Source organism: Paenibacillus hubeiensis (genome assembly GCF_032334105.1).
Taxonomy (GTDB): Bacteria; Bacillota; Bacilli; order Paenibacillales; family Paenibacillaceae; genus Paenibacillus; species Paenibacillus hubeiensis.
In genome coordinates, this window is record NZ_JAVYAE020000014.1 from 52,410 (window position 1) to 72,844 (window position 20,435).

Genomic DNA, 20,435 nt, shown 5'->3' on the forward strand with positions numbered 1-20,435 from the left:
AACACAGCCCGACCGCCGGGCATTCGAAAGGCAAACAACGAGCTGAAACGCTTGTTGCTTGCCTTTTTTATCATAATTATAAAATTTTAGTGCATCACCTTTCTGATTTCACAAGAACAAACATTCGCTATACGTATTCTGATTTCTTTGCCATTACGTCAGTCGGGTCAGTCGTTGTTATAACTTTACCAATTATTTTTCTTCAGGAATATCGACAATAATATAGTTTTCCTTCAGATCAGCTTTGGGAACTTCAGCTTCTTTAAACTCAACATCCTTCCAATTCTCCTTATTGATTAAACCATATCCAGTAGAAGTAATATGAGGCATCCAGCGAAAGCTGGCGAATGTCGTATCTTTGAAATTGGGCAATGAACCGTTCTCTTTTGTAAAGGAGCCGTTTATGAAATAAAGATTTTGCTGCGTAGCGGCCTTTTCCCCAATGAAAGCTTGCCACTTAAGGTAAGCTGTGTTATTCGTAATTTGATAATAACGGATTACATTATTATTGACTTCGATGAATCGATCTTTTGTATTTTTCGGAAAATAATATTGAAGACTGGCTGTTTCTATAGATGGTTCAAATTCCTCCGTGAGCTGTGAAACTCTAGGAAGATTAATCGCAGCATTTCTTGCTGTGCTTAATACATTGCTCTTCACATCAGTCAGCAGTTTCGTGCTTGGTTTCGAAACAAATGCAGTTTGGGTTTTTTGATTCCATGTTACTGAACCGTCCAACGCTTCTGCAACAAAACGTAAGGGGATCATTGTTTTACCGTTATGAATAAATGAAGCAGTACTTAATGAAACCGAAGCTCCATTTTTTTGCGCTACTTTTTTATTCATTGTCAACTGCAAGTTTGTGTCGCTCCCCTTCACTGTCACTTGCTTTGTAGTATTATTCCAGGAAAACGTTAACCCACCTAAACTTTTGAGTGAAGTCAAGCTAAAAAACACCTGATTGTTCTTGTTGAGAATTTCTTTTGAATCTAAGTCGTTATTATTCACAACAACCTGTGTTCCTTTTGAACTTTGCACAGCTGCAGCTGCCTCATTGGTTGGAAGTACCAACAGCGAAGAACATAGAACAGCCAGAGAAAACAGTGCTAATTTCTTCATTAGAAAACCTCCCAAAATTTACAATCTTTATATTTATAGACGCGAAAAAAGACATAAGGTTACTTAAAAAAATAAAATAATACATTTTCATACAGTGTTACGTAACGTTATATTATATAAATCAATGTTTATTTGGTAGATTTGCGATCTCGAGCAGTTTTATCATCAAAGAACGTCCCGTTGATTCCGAATTTGAAGCTCTTATTGGGGGGATTTTCCTATGCGTATTTTTTCTTTTGCAATCTTGTGTGTTTGTTTGATCTTAACGGCATGTACAAGTAACTCTGAGAACACGAACCCAAGCAATAGTGTGCTGGTTGAGGATCCAAAGGAAGTAGATATCAATAAGCTGGGCCCCTTCAAAAAAGGACTTTCACTAGATGAAATGAAATATGATGAGAAATATCAAGATATCGTTATCCTATTCAAAGAGAATTTAACCGCATGGGCAGCGAAAAATAAAACTGCCTTTAAAAATAGTTTTGTTTCAGAGGATGTAGCGAATAGTCAACTGTTTTTACTAGAAAACGATGAAGACTTTGAATTTGTCGGGACACCTTATATCATCGACCAATCCTCCGAAAACGGAAAAATTAACATCGTATTCTATTACAGAACAAGCGGAAATGAAAAAGAACTTAAGATGCACACCACAACATTTACAAAAAATAAAGATGAGTCATGGAGAGTTGCGTTAATTGATTAGGGATTAGTGAGTCTTGTTGACTGTTATTAATGGGGAAAATTATTGTTCAATTTCTGAGAAGATAGATACTTTTTCGGAGCCTGACGACCTCGGAAATCGCGTGTGCTATGTCAAACTGCTGTCCATAGGTATACAGCTGAGCGCTGCTGGCATTCGGGGCATTGAAGACATATGTTCCCTCTGCCTCCCGGCGGCTCAATCTTTGAATTTCATAAACATCCGCGTCCGAGTGATGCCCTCCTCCTCCGAAAAGTATATCCACAATGTATCAAAATCGAAGAACGTTTGGAAACATCACATTCTGCTCATAACATGAAAAGAAGAAGCCCGCAAAACATTGCGGACTATTTTGGATAACAGCGATCGGAAGATGGTACTGCACTCACAGTGGCCTAGTGTGATTGATTAATGCGGTTTCTATAGCGGGTTCATCAAGAAAAAACCTCGCGAGTGCGGAATGTGCGATAAATACCAAGTACAACGCCAATCGTAACTACAGCCATGATGATCATATACAAATTTAAATAGGACAGCTCCAGTCCAAATACGGAATAGCTTGCCGGCTTTTGGAATAACCTCGTTACCCGCATCATTGTACTGAATGAAAATTCCTCAATCCACTTGGCCCATCCCGGGTTGAAGTTCAATACATCGAATGCCAGATAAGGCACGCCTACAATCGCAACATTAATGACGATCGCAACAAACGACGTTGAACAAAGCGCCGAGACGCATAACACAACACATGCAAAGACCAGAGTGCCTGCCAAGTGAGTGACCAACTGTACTCCATAATACTGAACCGCCGATAACCGATAAGGAGAGAACTCATAGTCAAAGCCTCGAAAATACATCCCAACACTCTGGATAGGCGTATCTGCTCCAGCCAAATTCCCAAACCTTAACCAGTAGATGAACAAGTTGACACTTGTAAACAAGATGACGCATAACACCACATATAACATGGAAGCCATCAACTTAGCCGATACGATTTGGCTTCTCCCCCGTTTGCTGCTGCGCAGCAATGCTGCGGTTCCCCGTGCGTATTCCTCTGCAAATACGGGCGCCAATCCCAGCAGAATGACGATCATCATAAAGAGTACTCCAAATTGATCAATGTATTCCAGCAGATAACCCCATGGTTTATTGTAGTGAATCTCGGAGACGGTTACGGTCCGTTTCATGGCATTCCCGCTGTCATCATATCTGGTGTAGTTCTTGATGGATTCCGGCGAAAATATGGAAATCTCATAAAATACGCCATATCGATTCTGATTCTTTTCCTCACTGTAACCCTCGGTTTGCATCTGATCCTGCGCGGCTTGAACCTTCTCCTCCGTGATGGCTCCTTCATAGGGCTTGTAATATGACGTGCCGTTCAACGGCCCGGAATGCCCGAAACAGGCGTACAAAGCAAGAAGCACAAGCAGTCCGGCGAGTGCCAGGTAAACGCTTTTACGCGTGATGATTTTAGCAAATTCATATTGGGTTAAACGAATCACGATGTCGCCTCCTCGTCAAAATAGTGCATATATACGTCTTCTATGCGAGGTGTCTCCGGTACAGCATGCGGTACAGGCTGTTCTTTGGCCAGGATTCTGGCTACGATGCCATCCGATTGATAGGACAAGCCGCTTACTTTGAAATGTGAGGTAAGCTCGGCAAGCTGCTGCTGAGTTAGCGTTGCCTTCCAAACGCGGCCCTGCATCCTGTTCATGATCTCTTCCGGCGTGTTCCGGGTGATCAGCTGACCTTCGTTCATCAGAATCATTTCCTTGCACGAGAACTCCAGGTCAGAGATAATATGCGTCGATAACAGTACAATCCGGTCTCTTCCCAGCTCCCCGATAATGTTACGGAATCGAATACGCTCCTTGGGGTCAAGACCTGCCGTAGGTTCGTCGAGGACTAGAATTTGCGGATCATTCAGCAAGGCTTGCGCAATGCCTAGTCTCTGCCTCATGCCCCCAGAGAACGTACGGATTTTATGCTGGGCCTGCTGTTCCAGATCAACCATTCGCAATGTCTCCTGCACGCGAACACCGGCCTGACTCACACTCAACCCTTTGAGCGAACACATGTACATGAGAAACCGATGAGCACTGAAACGGTTGTAAAATCCGAATCGCTGCGGCATATAACCCAATATGCTGCGATAACGGTCCCCCATCTGTTGGATGGGTTGCCCATCCAGCAGAATCTGTCCTGACGTCGGCTTGGAGATGTCTACAAGCATGCGAAGCAACGTTGTTTTGCCCGCTCCGTTCGGTCCGAGCAGCCCGTAAACGCCACCGCTGGACAGCTCCAGCGAGAACGATTTCACTGCCCACTTGTTCCTGTATTTCTTGGATACGTTATCCATGGTCAATATCAAAGGAATAACCTCTTTCCGTTTGTGATGTGTATTTTCGCGCCATCTGGTAGATCTGACTGCTCAACAGGAGCACTCCGCATAGGGCGGCCGTTAAAAGTACTGACGGCTGAATCGATTGAACGAACGCAATGAATTTGGGATTACTTAATGCAAGCCATATCAGTCCGAACCATAGCGTCAGAAAGATACTGACAGCCGCTCCACCCCTGACACGCATCGCCAACCACAGACTGGCCCCGGCAGCGATCATCAGCTGTGCGTACCATAGACCGACTCCGCTCCATAAGATGGAACTGCCTGTTCCACCGGATATCGCTAGCATAAGGAGAAGTACAAATGCCATATTTGCTGCGAGTACAACGATCAAACGGGTCAGCATCAGCTGTTGTGCCGTAATTTTGCAGGTCAGCTCGATTTCCATGAGCCCATGATCCCTGCCTTTGAATACTTCCAGCAATCCAAGCACAAAAGGTACGGGAACCAGTACGAGACCGCTCATGTAAGGATCGATTTTACTGTGTGTTCCCAGCCAAAATCCAAGCAGCAGGAGCAGGGAACAAACCAACCAGTATGATTTGTGGAAAACCGCGACCTCCCCCCGAACAAGCTGGAATAATTCCCTCATCCGCCTTCCGTATGATGGTTTCGGGCGAACGCTCGCCGGATCCGGCATATGGGCATCCAATGCCCTGATCGTTCTGTCGATCTCCATTTCGGATGGAAAATCGACCGCATACTCGTCCAGATAAGAAGCAATTTCGTTGTACTCCTCCATCTCCAATTCAGCTGCCCGATTTCGTTTATCTCCGTGTCCTCTTCGTTTCATCCCGTCCACCTCCCAGAATGATTTCCCTTAATTTGGCTATGCCCAAGCGTATGCGCGACTTCACTGTCGATTCATTTGCTCCCGTCAGCTCGGCAACCTCCCTGATCTTCAATCCGTTGTAATAGTTCAGGATCACCGCGTCCCTCTGGTGCTCAGGCAAACTTAATACCGCCTGCCTGACCTGTTCGTTCTGAAGCTTTTTATGGAATATGTTCCATACATTCTGGTGTTCGCTGGCAGGGAGCGCCTCTTCCGTTAACTCACTTTCTCTCTGTTGTTGCTTGAAATCGCGTCCCCGAAAATAATCCAGGCAATGATTTACTGCAATTTTCAGCAGCCAGTGACTGAATTTTCCGTGATCCCGGTAGCTGTCAAGCGACTTCATCATTTTTACGAATACCTCTTGGGTTAGATCATAAGCGGTATGATAGTCTCCCGTTTTCCGGTACACATAAGCGAATATCGACTTATAATGCCGCTTCACCAGCACTTCCATGGCAGCCCGGCTGCCTTCACGAATCTCCTGAATCAACTCTTCATCATTCAACGCTCCCTCACCCCCTCAATTCAATTAACGATAATTTGACCATAAAAGATCAAAAATGTTTATTTCATTTATTTGGATATAGACAAGTTCCTGATGCAACTATGTCTTCATCAGAATTGGTCTCATATTGACTTCCTTATTCTGGTGAAACTTTCTGCTCACCCGTTCGTTTAATTAGTGACTAACAACGAAGGAGATGACTATGCGAATAACCTGCAGTCCCGGTTTTCCGGGAAGTATGATTGGATCGATTGAACTTCAGCCATCCCGCTTTAGCAAGGGTGCTTCCAGCAACAGCCAAATTACCGATCATGTTGATCCTCAACTCATCGCCATCCCTTACATAGAAGACCTTAATTTCGGATCGCATTTTGATGCGATGACGATGATGAAGGGAACGTACAAGGAAGAATTTCACGAAAGCTATGATGTGGAATTTACGATTGATGTGGATCATAAAGGATATATTACTCAATTTGAGCATACGTTTCCGCTGGAGCGTTACCTTGATCTTGTACGGACGCAGTCCTATAAAGTGATTAAGACGAATTGGCGCGGCCGATCATTTCATGTCATGACTTACAGTTATATGGAGGAAGTGTGCAACCCAAAGAATGTCATCTATAAATGCACAAATGCCGAGGATGCTTTCGTGGTAGCAGAGCTTGCTCCTGATCGTGTTGGTGGTGTTGCGGAACATCCCCGTCCTCTTTACCTCCACTTCCGCGCGTTGATCTCCGCCCGGGATGACCTCTATCCGATTGATTATATGCGTGAGCCTGATTTTGATCTGAATCTGGACTAGATTTCAAACCCATGAAAAGAAAGAGCACAACCCCCTCCCTTTACGGGAATAGCCTGTGCTCTTTCTTGGGATCGACTTTAAATCTTCTGGCCAAATCCCTTCGCTGCTTCCTTCATCCGTTCAGCCAGCCTTGATCTTAGAACGTTCATCCAATCCGGCTCATGCGTCCACCGTTCTGCCGCAGACCGCAGCATACGTACATAGCGGTATACGTTGGCAAAGCGTCTGCAAACCGGGAACATGGATTCCATGGCATAGGAGTCTCCTGATTCGGCCCAGTACCCCTGCATGAACGTCTGCTTTGCCTGTTCCCAACGCTCCGGCTCAATCTCATCACGCAAACTATCCAGACTCTGTTCCACATCCATCGCATACCAGTGGTACATGGCGTCATCGAAGTCAATGGCGTAACAAGACTGACTTTCTTCGTCATAGAAGACATTATCCGGCTCAAAGTCATAATGAATACATCCGTAATTGAGCTTGGTCACCGGCCATGCTGCCAAATGTGTACGGAGCAACTCCACTTCATGAGCGGCATCGGTCTCATCCGGAAATTCCCTCAGAACCTCCTGCATCCAGTCCAGCACATCGGCATAACTCCAGCGTTTAGCCTGCACCGGCGTATAATCCCGGCTCAGTTGATGAAGCTTGCCTAGCGCCTGACCATAGCTGTATATGGCCTGGTCGCTCAGAACCGTACTGCTCAGCTGCGTGCCGGGTACCCGCTTGAACACGGAAGCGTAGTACGTGCCCCATGGTGTGCTGACCTCCGCGAGCTTTGTTCCTGCATGGGAAGGCACCGCCTCCATCGCCCCATAGTCACGCTGTCGAAGATAGCCGAGAACCTCCAGTTCGGCGTATAGATTGGTTCTATCTTTTTCCTGAACCGGGGCGAAACGAAGCAAGCGAGTCTCTCCCTGGTCCCTGAACGGATATACGGCATTAGAGGATATGCGGTAATACCGGAACATGTCCAGAGACTCGGGATTATCGTAACTCCAATTTTTCAAGATCATCTCGGCGAGATCGGTGTTATTAAATAAATATTTTAACTTTAGCATGGGCAGTTCTCCTTCTTGATCGTTTAATGTAGGTTTCTTGCAAAGTCCGAACGACTATTTTTGCGCGCAAAAAGCCGCAGGCTATGCCTGCGGCTTAAAAATTCGTGATGCACGAGGAAGTTGCAAAATGCATAAGCAAACAAACCTCATCAACACCAGGAAAATGAGCAGTTATATCCCTATATCTCGGCAGACTCCAAATAACCAACCGAAGCAGCTTTCACTTCGTTCTGTCCTCGTCGGTCCACCGCATCTATTCAGTTCACGATCACCTTAATTGTAGTCGCTTTCGGCATCATCTTAGCCCGTCGTTTCATGACGCTCACTCCCTTCGGGAAACAAAGTTACTTCCATAATAATCCACAAGTTATCGATATGGCAATGGCCATTACCTCAACCTAGGATTGAACAACGATTCGTGCTGCCGTTTCGGTGTTGTCCTTGTACCATAAACGAATGACATCGCCTGTTTTCAGGTCGGACAATGACATGTCGTCACTGGAGTCGGATCGGTTATTCGGACCGCCCATGGTCATCCCCCGACTGATCTGAACGTCGTCGCTGACGCTGATTTTCATTTCTACACCGGTTTCTTTCAGCCCTGTATTTCCGTCTGCCGGATTCCATTGTCGCCCTTGATTGGACGTCGCATCCGTTTGCTCCTGTTCCAACAGATCCACCGTAATCGTGCCACCCTCTATGGAGACGATCCGACCCGTAACGTCGGCATCCATCATGCCTTGCATCGCTTCGGCACCACCGCCGTTTCGACCATTCGTTCCGCCGCCGTTCATGCGGCCGCCTCTGCTCATGCCTTGGCCGCCACCATCTATGCCACCCCCGCCATTCATGCCGGGAAATCCGTTCATTCCCTGACCGGGAGCGCCGGTTCTCTCAATATTCTGGGCCGTGATGGCATCGCAAGCCGTGAGCAGGACGGAACAGCCGATAAGGGCCGATATCAACAATGTGAACAGTGCTTTACTTCGCATATGAATCACCTTTTCCGAGGGAAATGCGTTCCCCGCCAAGTTTTCTTCGGAATATCGAGTCATGCGCATCTTTGAATCCCATATAAGCAAGCACGAGCAGCAGCGGGTACACCGGAAAAAGATACCTCGATTTGATTTCCCAGAGCAAATAAAATCCGATAAACCCGAGAATAACCAATATCAACGAAACCTCGTCATATCTCTTGGCCCGAATTCCGCCGATTAACCGGACGAGCACGAAAACATAAATCAGCACGTTCATGGTGTATACCACCCACAAAATGCCGATTCGAGGTGCCGAATCCCCTTGGAACCAATCCGTGGCGGCAGTGGCATAACTATAGGAACCGTCGATTCCGCCCCCACCTCTGCCCATGCCAAACGAACTGCCATTGCCGATGCCGTACCGATCCATTTGGTAAGTTCCTTCGGTCCAGGTCCAAATGAGTTTTTTCGTATACATCCTCACGAGGTCGTCCGCGCTGGCTTCCGACAGCTTTCGTCCGATCTCCTGCTTGAACAACTCCGTACTCTCGGCTTTGTTATAATTCGCCTCTCTCTGGTAGATGGCGTAGCTTTCCCGGTTATCCCAGAACCCGAAGCGCTCCAGGTTAATCCCCATGTTCAACCACATATAGACGGGCGCGGCGTTTTCGCCGACAGGCTCATCCACGACGGATTGCAGTGCCCATTTCTGCGTCCACCCCGGGACATTAAATAAAAGCGCGAGCACGCCGATGGAAATCATGAATTTTTTGAAGCCAAGGCTCCTGATATTCAAAAGAATACAAAGGATTGCCGCGATCAACACAATCGCGCCGATGCTGCGCAGGTCGTTGCCAAGGGCCAACAAGATGGCGGCAGCGACGACCCACTTGTACGTTTTCTCCTTCAGGAACCGGATCAGGAAGTACAGGCTCGACGTAAGCAGCGCGGTGGCAATAACATCGTTATAGATCAAGTTGTTCATAAATAAGGCAGGCAGGTAAGTTGCTGCCAGGACAAGAACCCCGTAATCACGCCCGCCCGATTTGGCATGGAGTTGTTTATAGATGAGATAGATCATTAACGTCGTTACGAGCGTGCACAAAATGTTAAACAGCTTGATGACCAGATAGTTATCCGGAAATAGGTACAGCAAGGTTTTCAAAATCAATACGATCGAATAGTTGAACGGAAACATGTGCAGATAACCGGTCGTATCAAACGAGGAATAGTCCTGGTCATACAGCATGTCCATCGCCAGCGAAAGCACTGTCTGCGAATCGTCCGTCGGCACGCGCGGAAACCAAAAAATGATCGCGGTCTGAACGGCGAAGGACGCCAGCAGCACGACAGGAATAACGACCACTGGACGAAACCGGTTCAGCTTCAGACACAGTCGGTACATAACCACACTGGCGAGCGACAGCACAATCAGGAGCGGGATGAAAATGCCCCATTGCTGCGATCCCAGAATCGGATTGTCACCGTAAGCGGCATAATTGTACTGCGCCCGAACGACGAAGGTTGATGCGATAAACAGTCCGATAAACAAAGCAAGAATCAGATAGAGCCCCTTATGGATCACCTTAGCCATGCCAAAACTCCTTTTCGAATGCAGGATTTCGGTACGTATTATAAGGGCTCAAGCTGAAAAATCGCTGAATCGGCGTCACGCACAAATAGACTACCTTCGCAACGAAAGAAGGCAGTCCGGATTTCGTCTTTATCCAGTGATCCGATCCAACGATTCCTGATGTAACGGATATTATTTGGAGTACAACTCTCGGTACTCGTCTACATACAAAACCTCGATGCAGCCGGACCAATTCAGAACCGAGCCGATGAAATCCTGAATGTCGAGCCCCGGCATTTCATACGTCTCCGCCGTATTTACCGTACCTGTCGCATCTTCGATCAGCGTAACCTTGAAACCCTCATGCTCGGCCGCAATAGCCGTAAACAAACAGCAATATTCCGTGTTGAACCCAATGATAAAGATGTGCTCCACCTGATGATTCTGCAACCAGGATTTGAGCGCAGGATTGCTGAATGCATTTGGTTTGCTTTTATCCAGGACCTGATGTCGTCCCCAATCCACCACAAACCTCAGATTGTCCACTTTAGTATGGAACAACGGCGATTCCTCTTGCTCGTAGTCCAGATGCCGGATGAAGACCATCGGCTCGTTTCTCGCTTCGAAATCGCGGATGACGCTTTCTATGGCATGGATTGTACCTGTCACGTCCCTCTGCGATACGATGCCTGCCTGCACATCCAGCACGATCAACGCTTTGTTCATGCTCCCAGCCCCTTTATGCAACTGCTCGTCCATCCTCAACCTGTCTGTTTGACGACTACTTCCCCTGCTTCTTCTGCCGGGCCTTCTCTTCGTTTTCCTTCACCCGGAACGCCACGATGCGGCGGATCAGCGCTTCCGGCAACGGTTGATCCAACGGGAATTGCACGGAGCCTTTGGCCCCTTTATAGGCCGACAACTCCTGTTTGAATTCTTCAATCCCGCTCGGCGCAGGGTAGAATCCAATATGTTTCGCGTATCCGGCAAAATGAACCAGATTGCCATGCAGGGCATACGTCGGCATTTTGTAGCTTATTTTCTCTTCCGCCTGCGGGGCAATCTCTCGGATCAGCTCACGCATCATTTGTAATTTGGCCTTCACTTCTGGCGGGAATCCCGCAATATATTCGTCGACTTCAACCGAGGTTGGATTTTTCCCTGTCATGCCTGTGCCTCCTTAACAAAGTGTGATTGGATCAAACTTAGGTCATTTATTACTGACTCCACCACATGCCATCATACCGTTTATTAGAGCGTCATCGCTTGGCCTTTTCTTCGCAAATACGCTTCCTTCTCCTCGTAATCGGGCATTATGCTGCCTACCAGCCGCCAAAAGGAACGGTCATGATTCATGTGATGAATATGGCACAGCTCATGGATGATGACATAATCGATGACGTCTACAGGAGCCATAGCAAGCCGATAGTTAAAGGTGAGTTTTTTGTCCCAACTACAGCTCCCCCATTTGGTGGCCGACTCCACGATATCCATGGACTTCGGCTTTACCTTCAGCGCCTGTTGAAACGCACCGATGCGTTCCCCAATGACCCGTTTACATTCGGCAAAATAAAACTTTTTCAAACGCACCCGCAGCTCGTCCTCTTCCAAACCTTCCACATCAATGAGTTCATGCAAGGCATGCTCCTTGCCAAGCCACATAAACGTTCCTTCGTCCTGATAGGTCCGAGGCTGCGGTCCGTCCAGCGCTTCCTGCATCAAGGCCGATCGCTGCAAAATGACATCCCCGTGCTGCCGCACGAGTTCTCCGATCTTCTCTTCTGTGATGCCATTGGGTGCCTTGATCGTCACCATGTAGGGCAGGTCCAGGCTGATGGATACCTTTTTGCGTTTGCCCAGTTCCAGATGGCACTGAATGAGTTGGCCCTTCACTTCAATCGTAAACATCGTTTTCTCCACTTCTGTTCATAATATGCCGTTCACATCGCTGTACTGACTACCCTGATTGTACCTCATATCGCGTGCCCTCGCACTCAAAGCTGCTTGTACACATAATTGAATTTTTATGCAATAATATGTATTATTATTTATTAGTATATTTATCATTATAAAACAGGAGGTATGCCGATCCCATGTTTCCCGCTGCCGCATCATCCCACAAAATGATCGAGGAATTGTCCCTTGGCCACTGGCCTTCCTTGTCCACCCTGTTTGTTGACGGATGGGTGCTTCGCTTTGCGGACGGATGCACCAAACGCGCCAACTCCATACAGCCCATATACACCTCCACGCTCGACATCCATGAAAAAATAAAAACATGTGAGCAATTGTACGAGCGTAATGGGTTACCCACCGTCTTTAAAATCACCCCATTTATTCATCCTGAAAATCTGGATAACATTTTGGATGAAAAAGGGTATTCCGTATTGGACCTGACCAGCATTCAAACTCGCAGCCTGGACGGACTTAAGACACCAAAGCATGCTGACATCCAAATCGATAACTGTGCAACGAATTCGTGGCTGGAATCCTTTTGCAGGATCAATGAGGTTGACGCGAAAAAGGTACCCACGATGACACGCATGCTCTCGAATATCCGAACGGCGACGGGGTACATCTCTCTTTCGTTGAACGATCAAGTGGTTGCCTGCGGCCTGGGCGTCGTCGAACGCGGTTATATCGGATTGTATGATATCGTGACAGATCGGCGGTACAGAAATCAAGGGCTGGCTGAGCATCTGATCCTGCACCTGCTTCACTGGGGCAAAGCCCAAGGAGCCGAATTCAGTTACCTCGCGGTCGTTGCCGACAATGCGCCGGCTTGGCGGTTATACGAAAAGCTGGGATACGAGGAGATCTACCGTTATTGGTATCGGATGAAGCTTTAGAGTGAGTAATGCCAAAAAAGTGCCTCCCTTATCATAGTAGGAAGGCACTAGGTACTAAAAAACGTGACTGCTCGGTCGTTTACTTTTACAACGGAAGCTTGACCAACACTTCATACGAGGCACCGGCCTGAATACTCCGGATCACGTCTCCTTCAATCGGCTTACCGTTCACATATACTTGCCGCTCGCGAACACTCTCGCTTCGCTTCATCTGCACCTCCAGCACCGCTCCGCGGAACTTGCGCGTCACGGACGCCTCGTTCCAGTCCGCCGGCAATTGCGGGCGCAATTGCAGACCTTCCGCATGGCCTTGCAAACCGAACAGCCCGTCGATCAGGCAGCGGTATACCCACGGGACGGTTCCCGTGTTGAACAAATGGCTGGACCGGCCTGCCGTACGCGGGAATTGGCGATAGGCACCGCGGTAATAGTTCGGGATAAATACAGGCAATTGTCCCCGTTGAACGATATCGTCCAGGTCCGGACCGGGAATCATTTTGCGCAGCAAACGATAGGCGTTCTCCTTCTCCCCGACCAGATACAACGCATAAATGTAGAACGCCGCAGCATGGTTGTATACGGCTCCGTTCTCCGCGCTGCCCGGATGTTTCTGGGTCACGCGTCCAACATCCTCGCGCATCGCCGTGAAGGAGGGTGCCAGCTTTTCCACGCCGTATGGCGTTTCCAATTGTTCCTCCACGGCGCGAATCAGCTTCTCCCGTTTGTCCGGATCGGCCGCGCCGCTCATCAGGGCCCAACCTTGCGGGTTGATGAAGATGCGCCCTTCCTTGTCTTTGCTGATGCCGAATACGACGTTGTCGTCGGTAATCCCCCGTGCATACCAGTTGCCGTCCCACAGATACGTATTGGCAATTTCGTTGGTTCTGTCCGCTTCCTCCCGAAATTCGGCTGCTGCTTCCGCATGCCCTGCCTGTTCGCAAATGTTTGCCCACACCTTGAACGCATACGCCGTAGCAATGGTAAGCCAGCCGGATACGCCTTTTCCCTTGTACCCGACCATATTCATCGGATCGCACCAGTCTCCCTGGTTGATGTAGTTCAGTCCCCGGTCGTCGCGATCCTGAATTAGCCAACGCATGGCACGATGCATATGTTCAAGAACGGTGGCCGTCTCTTCGCTGTCCGCAAACCCGACCTGTTCATCCAAAATGCCGTAATCGTTGGTCTCATCCAGATACGTGCTCATGCATACCGGCAGCCAGATGCAATGATCCGTATGCGGTACCTGGTTGATATATTTGAGTTCGGCGTCCGGGTGCAAAATAATGCCGTCAGGCATTGCGCCGCTGACATTCTGCTGCTCAAGTGCCGTAAGAAACGCCCCTCGCGCAACGCTTGGCTGAATATAGCTCATGCCCATATTGTCTTGCAGATAATTCCGGGTTTGGGGATCTGTCGTCAAACGGTTCGTTTGGCCATGATAGTACATCTGGCGCGGCAGCCAGTGGTTAACGAAGTTGTTCAACCCTTCATCGGGTGTTTTAATCTCGATATTTCCCTGACCTTCCGCAACATAGGCGGCATATTCCAGCCCGGCCGCAGCAAAACCGTTCATCCCTTGACCGTTTACATCCACAAAGTACTTCTGACGAATCTGCCCAATCTCCTGTTCATTGTGGGCGGCGCCAAAGATGAAACGATACGCCTTCTCTGCCCCGGCTTCGAGTTCCAGTCGATACTGTAGGGCACATGTCGGCGTCTCATATCTTGCGTCCCCGCAAGCCAGCGTGTCGGCCTCAAGAGCGGACGGGGCATGGAGACCACCCTCGCCCTCAAAAGCTTCCTGGTTAACTTCCCACGCAACAGGCCGCTCATCTGCGAGCAAAAAGGTTTTGTCTGCAAAGGTTTTGATTTTGTCGTAATCCTGGTACTTCTGGTAGGGTGTCACCGAGGAACACACGATGCCTTGCAGCGAGTCAACATATTCGCCGGACTGGTTCATCCAGGACATATACCCTACCGTAAAATACGGATAAACGCTTAACTTACGCGTCGTGGACGACAGGTTCTTCACTTTCACGCTCCACAGCTCCATCGCCTCCGCCTTCGGCAGCGTCAAAACCATCTCCACTTCGATGTCACCGCTTACAACTTGCCAACGCAGATCATGCTTGCCGATGGAAAAGACATATTTGTCCGCCTGTTTGCGCACGGGTTCATACGGTGCCGAAAAGACGCCCCCGCTTACTTCATCTTTTACGTACACGAACCGTCCGGGATGGTGGGCATAATACGGCTGTTCCGGCTGCATGAACGTCTTGGCCTCCAGGTTCGGCGCATGCGAATATTTGGCCGGTTCCGGCTGCATGAACTGCGCTACGGCGTACCCACGGCAATTCATATGGATCATCATTTTTTCGTTCCACAAAAATCCCGAAGCTTTGGGCAGGCTCGTTGGGCTGGTCAACTCGTAATATTGCTGGTCTTCCGATGGTCTGATCATGGAAATTCCTCTCTTTCGGCTTGGATAAGATGAACGGATTTCAGACGGAAATAAACAAGGACTGGCGGAAAACGTTTTAGAATTTATTCAGAATACTTGTATACAACTATAGTCCATTATAACACGTTAACGCTTACAGTCACCTACAAAAAATAAAACCCATTGCTTCTCCCTTGTTCCGTTCCCATCGTTTCTGAATCCAGGACGAAGCGTTGTTGGAAACGGTCACCTTAGCCACGCTCGGCAGTTACGTCGTTCTTTAACCTTAATGCTGGACATGCATACGGACGCAACCAAAAACTCCCTTCTGCCTTTATGGTAGAGGGGAGTTGTGGTGAACCGGATTCAAACTCATGCGTCGCTTGGGGAGAACGGCCTTAAGGACTTACCGTTCCGCCGTTGGCGTTCAGCGTTTCGCCGCTGACGTAACTGGACTCCTGGCTCGCCAGAAATACGAATGCGGGTGCCATTTCGGCGGGCTGGCCCGCACGGCCAAGCGGCGTGTTGGAACCGAACTCGGCAAGCTTCTCGACCGGCTGACCGCCGACCACCTGAAGCGGCGTCCAGACGGGCCCAGGCGCAACCACGTTGACGCGGATGCCCTTGCTGCCGACCTGCTGGGCGAGCGCCTTGCTGAACGTATTGATCGCCGCCTTGGTTGTCGCATAGTCCAGCAGGATCGGCGACGGTTTGTAGGCCTGGATGGAAGACGTATTGATGATGGAGCTGCCCGGCTTCATATGTTTGACCGCGGCTTTGCAGAGCCAGAACATGGAGTACACGTTCGTTTTGAACGTCGCGTCGAACTGCTCCGTCGTCAGGTCGGCGATCTGCTCCACGTACTGCTGTTTGCCGGCTACATTGGCCAAAATATCGATGCCTCCCAGCTTCTCCACCGCAGCTTCGATCAATTGCTCGCAGTAAGCCTCGTTCTTCAGGTCGCCCGGCATCGCGATGGCCTTGCGCCCTGCTTCCTCGATCAAGGCAACGACTTCTTTGGCGTCGGCCTCTTCTTCCGGAAGATAGGACAACAGCACGTCCGCTCCTTCCCGCGCAAACGCAATGGCCGCCGCACGGCCGATCCCGCTGTCCGCTCCCGTTACGACGGCCTTGCGTCCTGTCAAGCGTCCGCTGCCCCGGTAGCTTTTCTCCCCGCAATCGGGGATCGGCGTCATCTCCCGCTGCAGTCCGGGTTCATCCTGCTGCTGCTTCCATTCTTTCGTCGCCTTCGGATACTGGGTAGTCGGGTCCTGCATCGTATACTGATCCTGATTCGCCATGATCCATTCCTCCTAAACTGATAACGTGTTCGTATTCGGGGTCTTTTTCCAATGTGACGTTTCCAAGGTTCTCACTCTCTCCTTTTGTAACCTTGATCCGAAAAATCTAAACCCTTCGGGGAGCATTTCCTATGTCCTATGATCCTAGAGCAGGTCGCTGCCAAGTATCCACAGCTGCGGAGTTAGCATCATTGGAACTTAGGTGAGTCCTTCAACATGTCATTGGAACGAAAAAAAGCATTCCCGGAAGGGCACCTGGGCCCGAAGAGGTTCCCAAAGGTGCATTCGAGGAATGCTTATACGGTTGCTGTTATGCATTGCGACATACGTGAGGCCCGCCCATTACCGCGAGACAACTGAAATGCCGCTGACGTTGAACATTCTAAGAGCGGTCTTGCCCTTTCCGGCCCAGGCCGAACACAAAATACCCTACAAATACAATGGCGATAAAGACGGCACCGACGAGCAACGAAACGCGCGTATCCGGATTAAACGCCATGCCGATGATGACAAGCACCAGATACACGATGATGATGTAGTTGCTGATCGGAAACCACTTCGATTTGAAGTTATGCTCTTTGAGGTCCTTTCCCCACCGCTTGCGGAACCCAAACTGGCTGATCGCCAGCGCGAACCATGGCATCATGCCAGGCAGAACGCTCGCGCTATAGATGTACAGGAACAGCTTGGAGTCCGGCATCAAATAATTCAGCACCACGCCGATCAGCAGCAGGGATATCGTGACGATGATGCTGTTGCGCGGCACGCCGCCTTTCGACAGCTTTTTGAAAAAAGCCGGTGCCTGACCGTTCTCCGCCAGCGTGTAGAGCATGCGTCCCGCACTGTAAATGCCGCTGTTGCAGCCCGACATGGCTGCGGTAAGCACCACGAAGTTGATAATGCCTGCGGCAGCCACGATCCCGACCTTGGCAAAGGTCAACACGAACGGGCTGCCCGTCTGTCCGACCTCGTTCCACGGGTACAGCGTCACGATGACGAAGATGGCGCCCACGTAGAAAATCAGGATGCGCCATACGATGTTTTTGATCGCTTTGCGCAGCGTATGCTTCGGATTCTCCGCTTCGCCTGCCGTAATGCCGACCATCTCAACGCCCTGATACGCCGCCGTCACGATGCATAGCGCAAACAAGAACCCTTTCAGCCCGCCCGGGAAAAACCCGCCATGGCTGACCAGGTTCGACAGGCCGATCGGTTCTCCGCCGTTCCCCCAGCCGAAGAAAATCAGCCCGGTGCCGATCACGATCATGAACAAAATGGCTGCCACCTTGATCAACGCAAACCAAAATTCGAACTCTCCGTAAAATTTCACCGCCGCCAGGTTGGCCGCCGCAATGATCAGCACGCCGGCCAGCGCGGGAATCCACTGCGGGACGTCCGGGAACCAATACCCGACGTAGATGCCTATCGCCGTTACTTCGGCCATGCCGACGGTAACCCAAAGGAACCAGTAACTCCAGGCCGTCAGGAATCCGGCGAGCGGTCCGATATATTTATGGGCGAATGTGGCGAACGAACCTGTCACAGGCTCCTGGATCAGCATTTCCCCCATGATGCGCATAACAAAAAAGATAATGATTCCGGCCAGCAAATAGGCCAGCAGCACGGAAGGACCTGCCCACTTGATCGTGCTCGCCGATCCCATGAACAATCCAACGCCAATCGTGCCGCCCAGCGCGATCAGCTCCACATGCCGGGGCTTCAGCCCGCGTGAAAGCTCCTTCGATTCCAAAACGAAACTCCCCTTCTCTTGTGCATTTTCTTGGTGTAATGTTGCTTTCTCATTATTATGTTTTAACGCAATGCAGAATTGCTCCACCAAATTGTACGAGATGTGCCGGAGAAATACAACAAGGAATGTGAGGAAGCGTACATGCACCCCCTCCTTTCCACAATCATTCCCAATGTTTGGAACCTAATACAGTCTCATTTCATATGAAATATCGCATTTGTTCGAGCCGATCGAGGTCAGCCAATGGGCATGCCCACAATGAATTCAAAAACGTATTCTCCAGATCGATTGTATATCCATTGGGGGGGAGTGACCGCAATACATATGGTAATGCTCATTTTGTAATGCAAATTTAACGAGATTTACCATAACCCGACCGCAAATCGCGGTCTTTTTCTGCTGTTCGCATTTCCTGTTTACAGCTGTAATTTTATGGTATATATTATAGACGTCAACATGTTAGCGCTATCAAAAAACGAAAAAAGGAGGCTGCTCCGATCCGTTTCGAAAAGGTTTTTGGTTTACACCTAGTTAAACTTGAAACACTTATTTGGAGAGGATGAGCGTTTGATGAAAAAGTGGAGCACCGCATTGTTTGCCTTGTTTATGGGCATCTCTTTGATGTTCGGCCTGACCGCGTCGGCCAACCCTGCCATTGTCAGTTACGGAGGCAGCTACTCCAATACACTTACCGCCGGCCAAGGGTATGCCTACATACTTCCTAATGCCAAAACGTCCGGCACAAGCGTAAAAGTAACGACGTCCGCGCCAAACACGCTTCGACTGCATTACTACTGGAGCTACAACAATACCACCCTGGACCTTGGTACGGTCGTCATAAGCAGTACCAGTTACAACACCGGCTCCGGCTATTATGAACCGGGAACATTGATTACCGTGGTTGAACGCGTGCCTGGATCGGAAGCCGCATATCCTTCGGTATCCTACACGATTACATTCAATTGATCCGAGCCAGCGGGGCTGTACCTTCCCCCATGGCAAGTTTACGTCTCTCGCCTAACGAATCTCAGACACGTTATATTGCATGATTTCGCCAAATATGGAGGGCTAACGAACATCAGGCAAGCTAAACGCCGCCCATTGAGAAATAGGACATGCCATTGCTGCAAAATAGCGTGCCCACGGTTCGTTAGCCTCCGTATTCGAGAATTTCCCTCCAAATAAGGCTGCTCATGTTCGTTACACATGATACACATTCCTGGTTCCTATGTTCCCGAGACGAAATATACTACATCCAGCTCAACTCAGCCGCGATCCTCCGTCGAAAATCCGCAATAGATTACTCCACTATACGACGATATTGCTCCGGTATTCAGGCAGCGTTTGAGCCCGCCCGGTCGTGTCCACCATGCGAGCTATATTTTCCCGATCGAACGATGCCAGATACACGGCCAACAGTTCCTCATCGTCATCCCCAAGGGACATTTCAAACAGAACGATGACATGATTTCTATAGAAGATACGCCACGCCTGCACGGATGACGTCTCTTTGATTTCGCATGGGTCACCCTCCATCTCCCAGCAGCTTAGGTAATCCGATAACCGCCACATGTTTTCATCGAAAATAACCCAAAAGGGCAATCTGTCCTCCACGGCCATCTGTACGAGTGCTTTGCTCACCAAAAAGTTGGACAATGATTCGTTCTCCCGCGACCAGTCGGGATTGTTCCAAGCGCAGAGATACACGGGCGGGTCTTCCATGGATACATCGCTTAAGCGGATACCGCAGTAGATCACCGATTCCTCGCATTGATAGAACACCAGGAACGCTTTGTCTGTCGTAAAGAAATCGGGACCTGGCACAAACGTCTCCTGCAGTCTCATTGGCTCATACTGATTGTTGCAATGCTGCGTAATGTATCGACAGTTCCCGAATCTTTTATAGTATTCTCGCAGAACGTCCGGAAACCGGATGCCCAAACGCTGCTCCTGCTCGCATAGATCTTGCTCCGAAATGAAATCATCCGCACCTACGTGTCCTTCCAGCACACGGTTCAATACGTCGAATGCCGCCTTCAAGTTCATCCCCCCAACGGATTAAATCGCCATCATAGCAAAAAGAACCCAAGCCGTGGCAGAA

19 protein-coding genes are annotated in these 20,435 nt (G+C 49.3%); 4 read left to right on the forward strand and 15 right to left on the reverse strand.

The features are described 5' to 3' along the window. Positions 1-192 precede the first annotated feature (192 nt). Positions 193-1,119 carry a copper amine oxidase N-terminal domain-containing protein gene (locus tag RSX24_RS25765; protein ID WP_343262159.1) on the reverse strand — a complete coding sequence of 309 codons (927 nt, stop codon included), beginning with the start codon at positions 1,117-1,119 and terminating at the stop codon, positions 193-195. 220 nt (positions 1,120-1,339) lie between these two features. Here RSX24_RS25765 and RSX24_RS25770 point away from each other — a divergent pair, with 220 nt between their 5' ends. Continuing rightward, positions 1,340-1,825 carry a hypothetical protein gene (locus tag RSX24_RS25770; RefSeq protein ID WP_343262160.1) on the forward strand — a complete coding sequence of 162 codons (486 nt, stop codon included), beginning with the start codon at positions 1,340-1,342 and terminating at the stop codon, positions 1,823-1,825. A 431-nt stretch (positions 1,826-2,256) separates the two neighbouring features. On the opposite strand, the gene RSX24_RS25775 is transcribed toward RSX24_RS25770, so the two are convergent. The 4 genes from RSX24_RS25775 to RSX24_RS25790 are packed head-to-tail and all read right to left on the reverse strand — an operon-like array spanning position 2,257 to position 5,572. After that, on the reverse strand, positions 2,257-3,327 hold the full coding sequence (locus RSX24_RS25775) for an ABC transporter permease (protein WP_343262161.1): 1,071 nt from the start codon (positions 3,325-3,327) through the stop codon (positions 2,257-2,259). Then, positions 3,324-4,199, reverse strand: a complete 876-nt coding sequence (locus tag RSX24_RS25780) for an ABC transporter ATP-binding protein (protein WP_343262162.1) — start codon at positions 4,197-4,199, stop codon at positions 3,324-3,326. Before RSX24_RS25780 ends, RSX24_RS25775 begins: the two co-directional genes overlap by 4 nt. Further along, complete coding sequence (locus RSX24_RS25785; protein ID WP_343262163.1) at positions 4,180-5,025, reverse strand: ABC transporter permease; 846 nt, start codon at positions 5,023-5,025, stop codon at positions 4,180-4,182. Before RSX24_RS25785 ends, RSX24_RS25780 begins: the two co-directional genes overlap by 20 nt. Then, a complete protein-coding gene (locus RSX24_RS25790) occupies positions 5,000-5,572 on the reverse strand; it encodes an RNA polymerase sigma factor (RefSeq protein WP_343262164.1) in 573 nt (190 codons plus the stop codon). The genes RSX24_RS25785 and RSX24_RS25790 overlap by 26 nt, the downstream gene beginning before the upstream one ends. A gap of 238 nt (positions 5,573-5,810) precedes the next feature. Here RSX24_RS25790 and RSX24_RS25795 point away from each other — a divergent pair, with 238 nt between their 5' ends. Continuing rightward, positions 5,811-6,377, forward strand: coding sequence for a hypothetical protein (locus tag RSX24_RS25795; RefSeq protein WP_343262165.1), 567 nt, complete (start codon positions 5,811-5,813; stop codon positions 6,375-6,377). Positions 6,378-6,454: 77 nt separating this feature from the next. On the opposite strand, the gene RSX24_RS25800 is transcribed toward RSX24_RS25795, so the two are convergent. The 6 genes from RSX24_RS25800 to RSX24_RS25825 all read right to left on the reverse strand — a co-directional run bounded on the left by RSX24_RS25800 (position 6,455) and on the right by RSX24_RS25825 (position 11,899). Further along, positions 6,455-7,441: a phosphotransferase enzyme family protein gene (locus tag RSX24_RS25800; RefSeq protein WP_343262166.1), complete on the reverse strand. Its 987-nt coding sequence runs from the start codon at positions 7,439-7,441 to the stop codon at positions 6,455-6,457. A gap of 398 nt (positions 7,442-7,839) precedes the next feature. Then, on the reverse strand, positions 7,840-8,433 hold the full coding sequence (locus tag RSX24_RS25805; protein WP_343262167.1) for a hypothetical protein: 594 nt from the start codon (positions 8,431-8,433) through the stop codon (positions 7,840-7,842). Continuing rightward, positions 8,423-10,012 (reverse strand): glycosyltransferase family 39 protein, encoded by a 1,590-nt coding sequence (locus RSX24_RS25810; RefSeq protein WP_343262168.1) that lies wholly within the window; start codon positions 10,010-10,012, stop codon positions 8,423-8,425. The genes RSX24_RS25805 and RSX24_RS25810 overlap by 11 nt, the downstream gene beginning before the upstream one ends. 171 nt (positions 10,013-10,183) lie before the next feature. Further along, positions 10,184-10,717 (reverse strand): isochorismatase family protein, encoded by a 534-nt coding sequence (locus tag RSX24_RS25815; RefSeq protein ID WP_343262169.1) that lies wholly within the window; start codon positions 10,715-10,717, stop codon positions 10,184-10,186. A 55-nt stretch (positions 10,718-10,772) separates the two neighbouring features. Further along, the gene (locus RSX24_RS25820) at positions 10,773-11,159 is read right to left on the reverse strand and encodes an iron chaperone (protein WP_343262170.1); all 387 of its coding nucleotides are present in this window, start codon (positions 11,157-11,159) and stop codon (positions 10,773-10,775) included. A gap of 83 nt (positions 11,160-11,242) precedes the next feature. Continuing rightward, a complete protein-coding gene (locus RSX24_RS25825; protein WP_236420673.1) occupies positions 11,243-11,899 on the reverse strand; it encodes a M48 family metallopeptidase in 657 nt (218 codons plus the stop codon). A gap of 185 nt (positions 11,900-12,084) precedes the next feature. Between RSX24_RS25825 and RSX24_RS25830 the strand changes: the two genes are divergently transcribed. Further along, a complete protein-coding gene (locus RSX24_RS25830; RefSeq protein WP_343262171.1) occupies positions 12,085-12,840 on the forward strand; it encodes a GNAT family N-acetyltransferase in 756 nt (251 codons plus the stop codon). 85 nt (positions 12,841-12,925) lie between these two features. Here the strand turns inward: RSX24_RS25830 and RSX24_RS25835 are convergent, their stop codons facing one another. The 3 genes from RSX24_RS25835 to RSX24_RS25845 form a co-directional block, all read right to left on the reverse strand. Continuing rightward, a complete protein-coding gene (locus RSX24_RS25835) occupies positions 12,926-15,304 on the reverse strand; it encodes a GH36-type glycosyl hydrolase domain-containing protein (RefSeq protein WP_343262172.1) in 2,379 nt (792 codons plus the stop codon). Positions 15,305-15,681: 377 nt separating this feature from the next. Next, the gene (locus RSX24_RS25840; RefSeq protein WP_343262173.1) at positions 15,682-16,584 is read right to left on the reverse strand and encodes an SDR family oxidoreductase; all 903 of its coding nucleotides are present in this window, start codon (positions 16,582-16,584) and stop codon (positions 15,682-15,684) included. A 382-nt stretch (positions 16,585-16,966) separates the two neighbouring features. Further along, positions 16,967-18,334, reverse strand: a complete 1,368-nt coding sequence (locus RSX24_RS25845; protein WP_343262174.1) for an amino acid permease — start codon at positions 18,332-18,334, stop codon at positions 16,967-16,969. Between the two features lie 570 nt (positions 18,335-18,904). Between RSX24_RS25845 and RSX24_RS25850 the strand changes: the two genes are divergently transcribed. After that, positions 18,905-19,300: a hypothetical protein gene (locus RSX24_RS25850; protein ID WP_343262175.1), complete on the forward strand. Its 396-nt coding sequence runs from the start codon at positions 18,905-18,907 to the stop codon at positions 19,298-19,300. Positions 19,301-19,642: 342 nt separating this feature from the next. Here RSX24_RS25850 and RSX24_RS25855 read toward each other — a convergent pair whose 3' ends face one another. Next, entirely contained in the window at positions 19,643-20,374 is a 732-nt protein-coding gene (locus RSX24_RS25855) for an SMI1/KNR4 family protein (protein ID WP_343262176.1), read from the reverse strand. Positions 20,375-20,435: the final 61 nt, after the last annotated feature.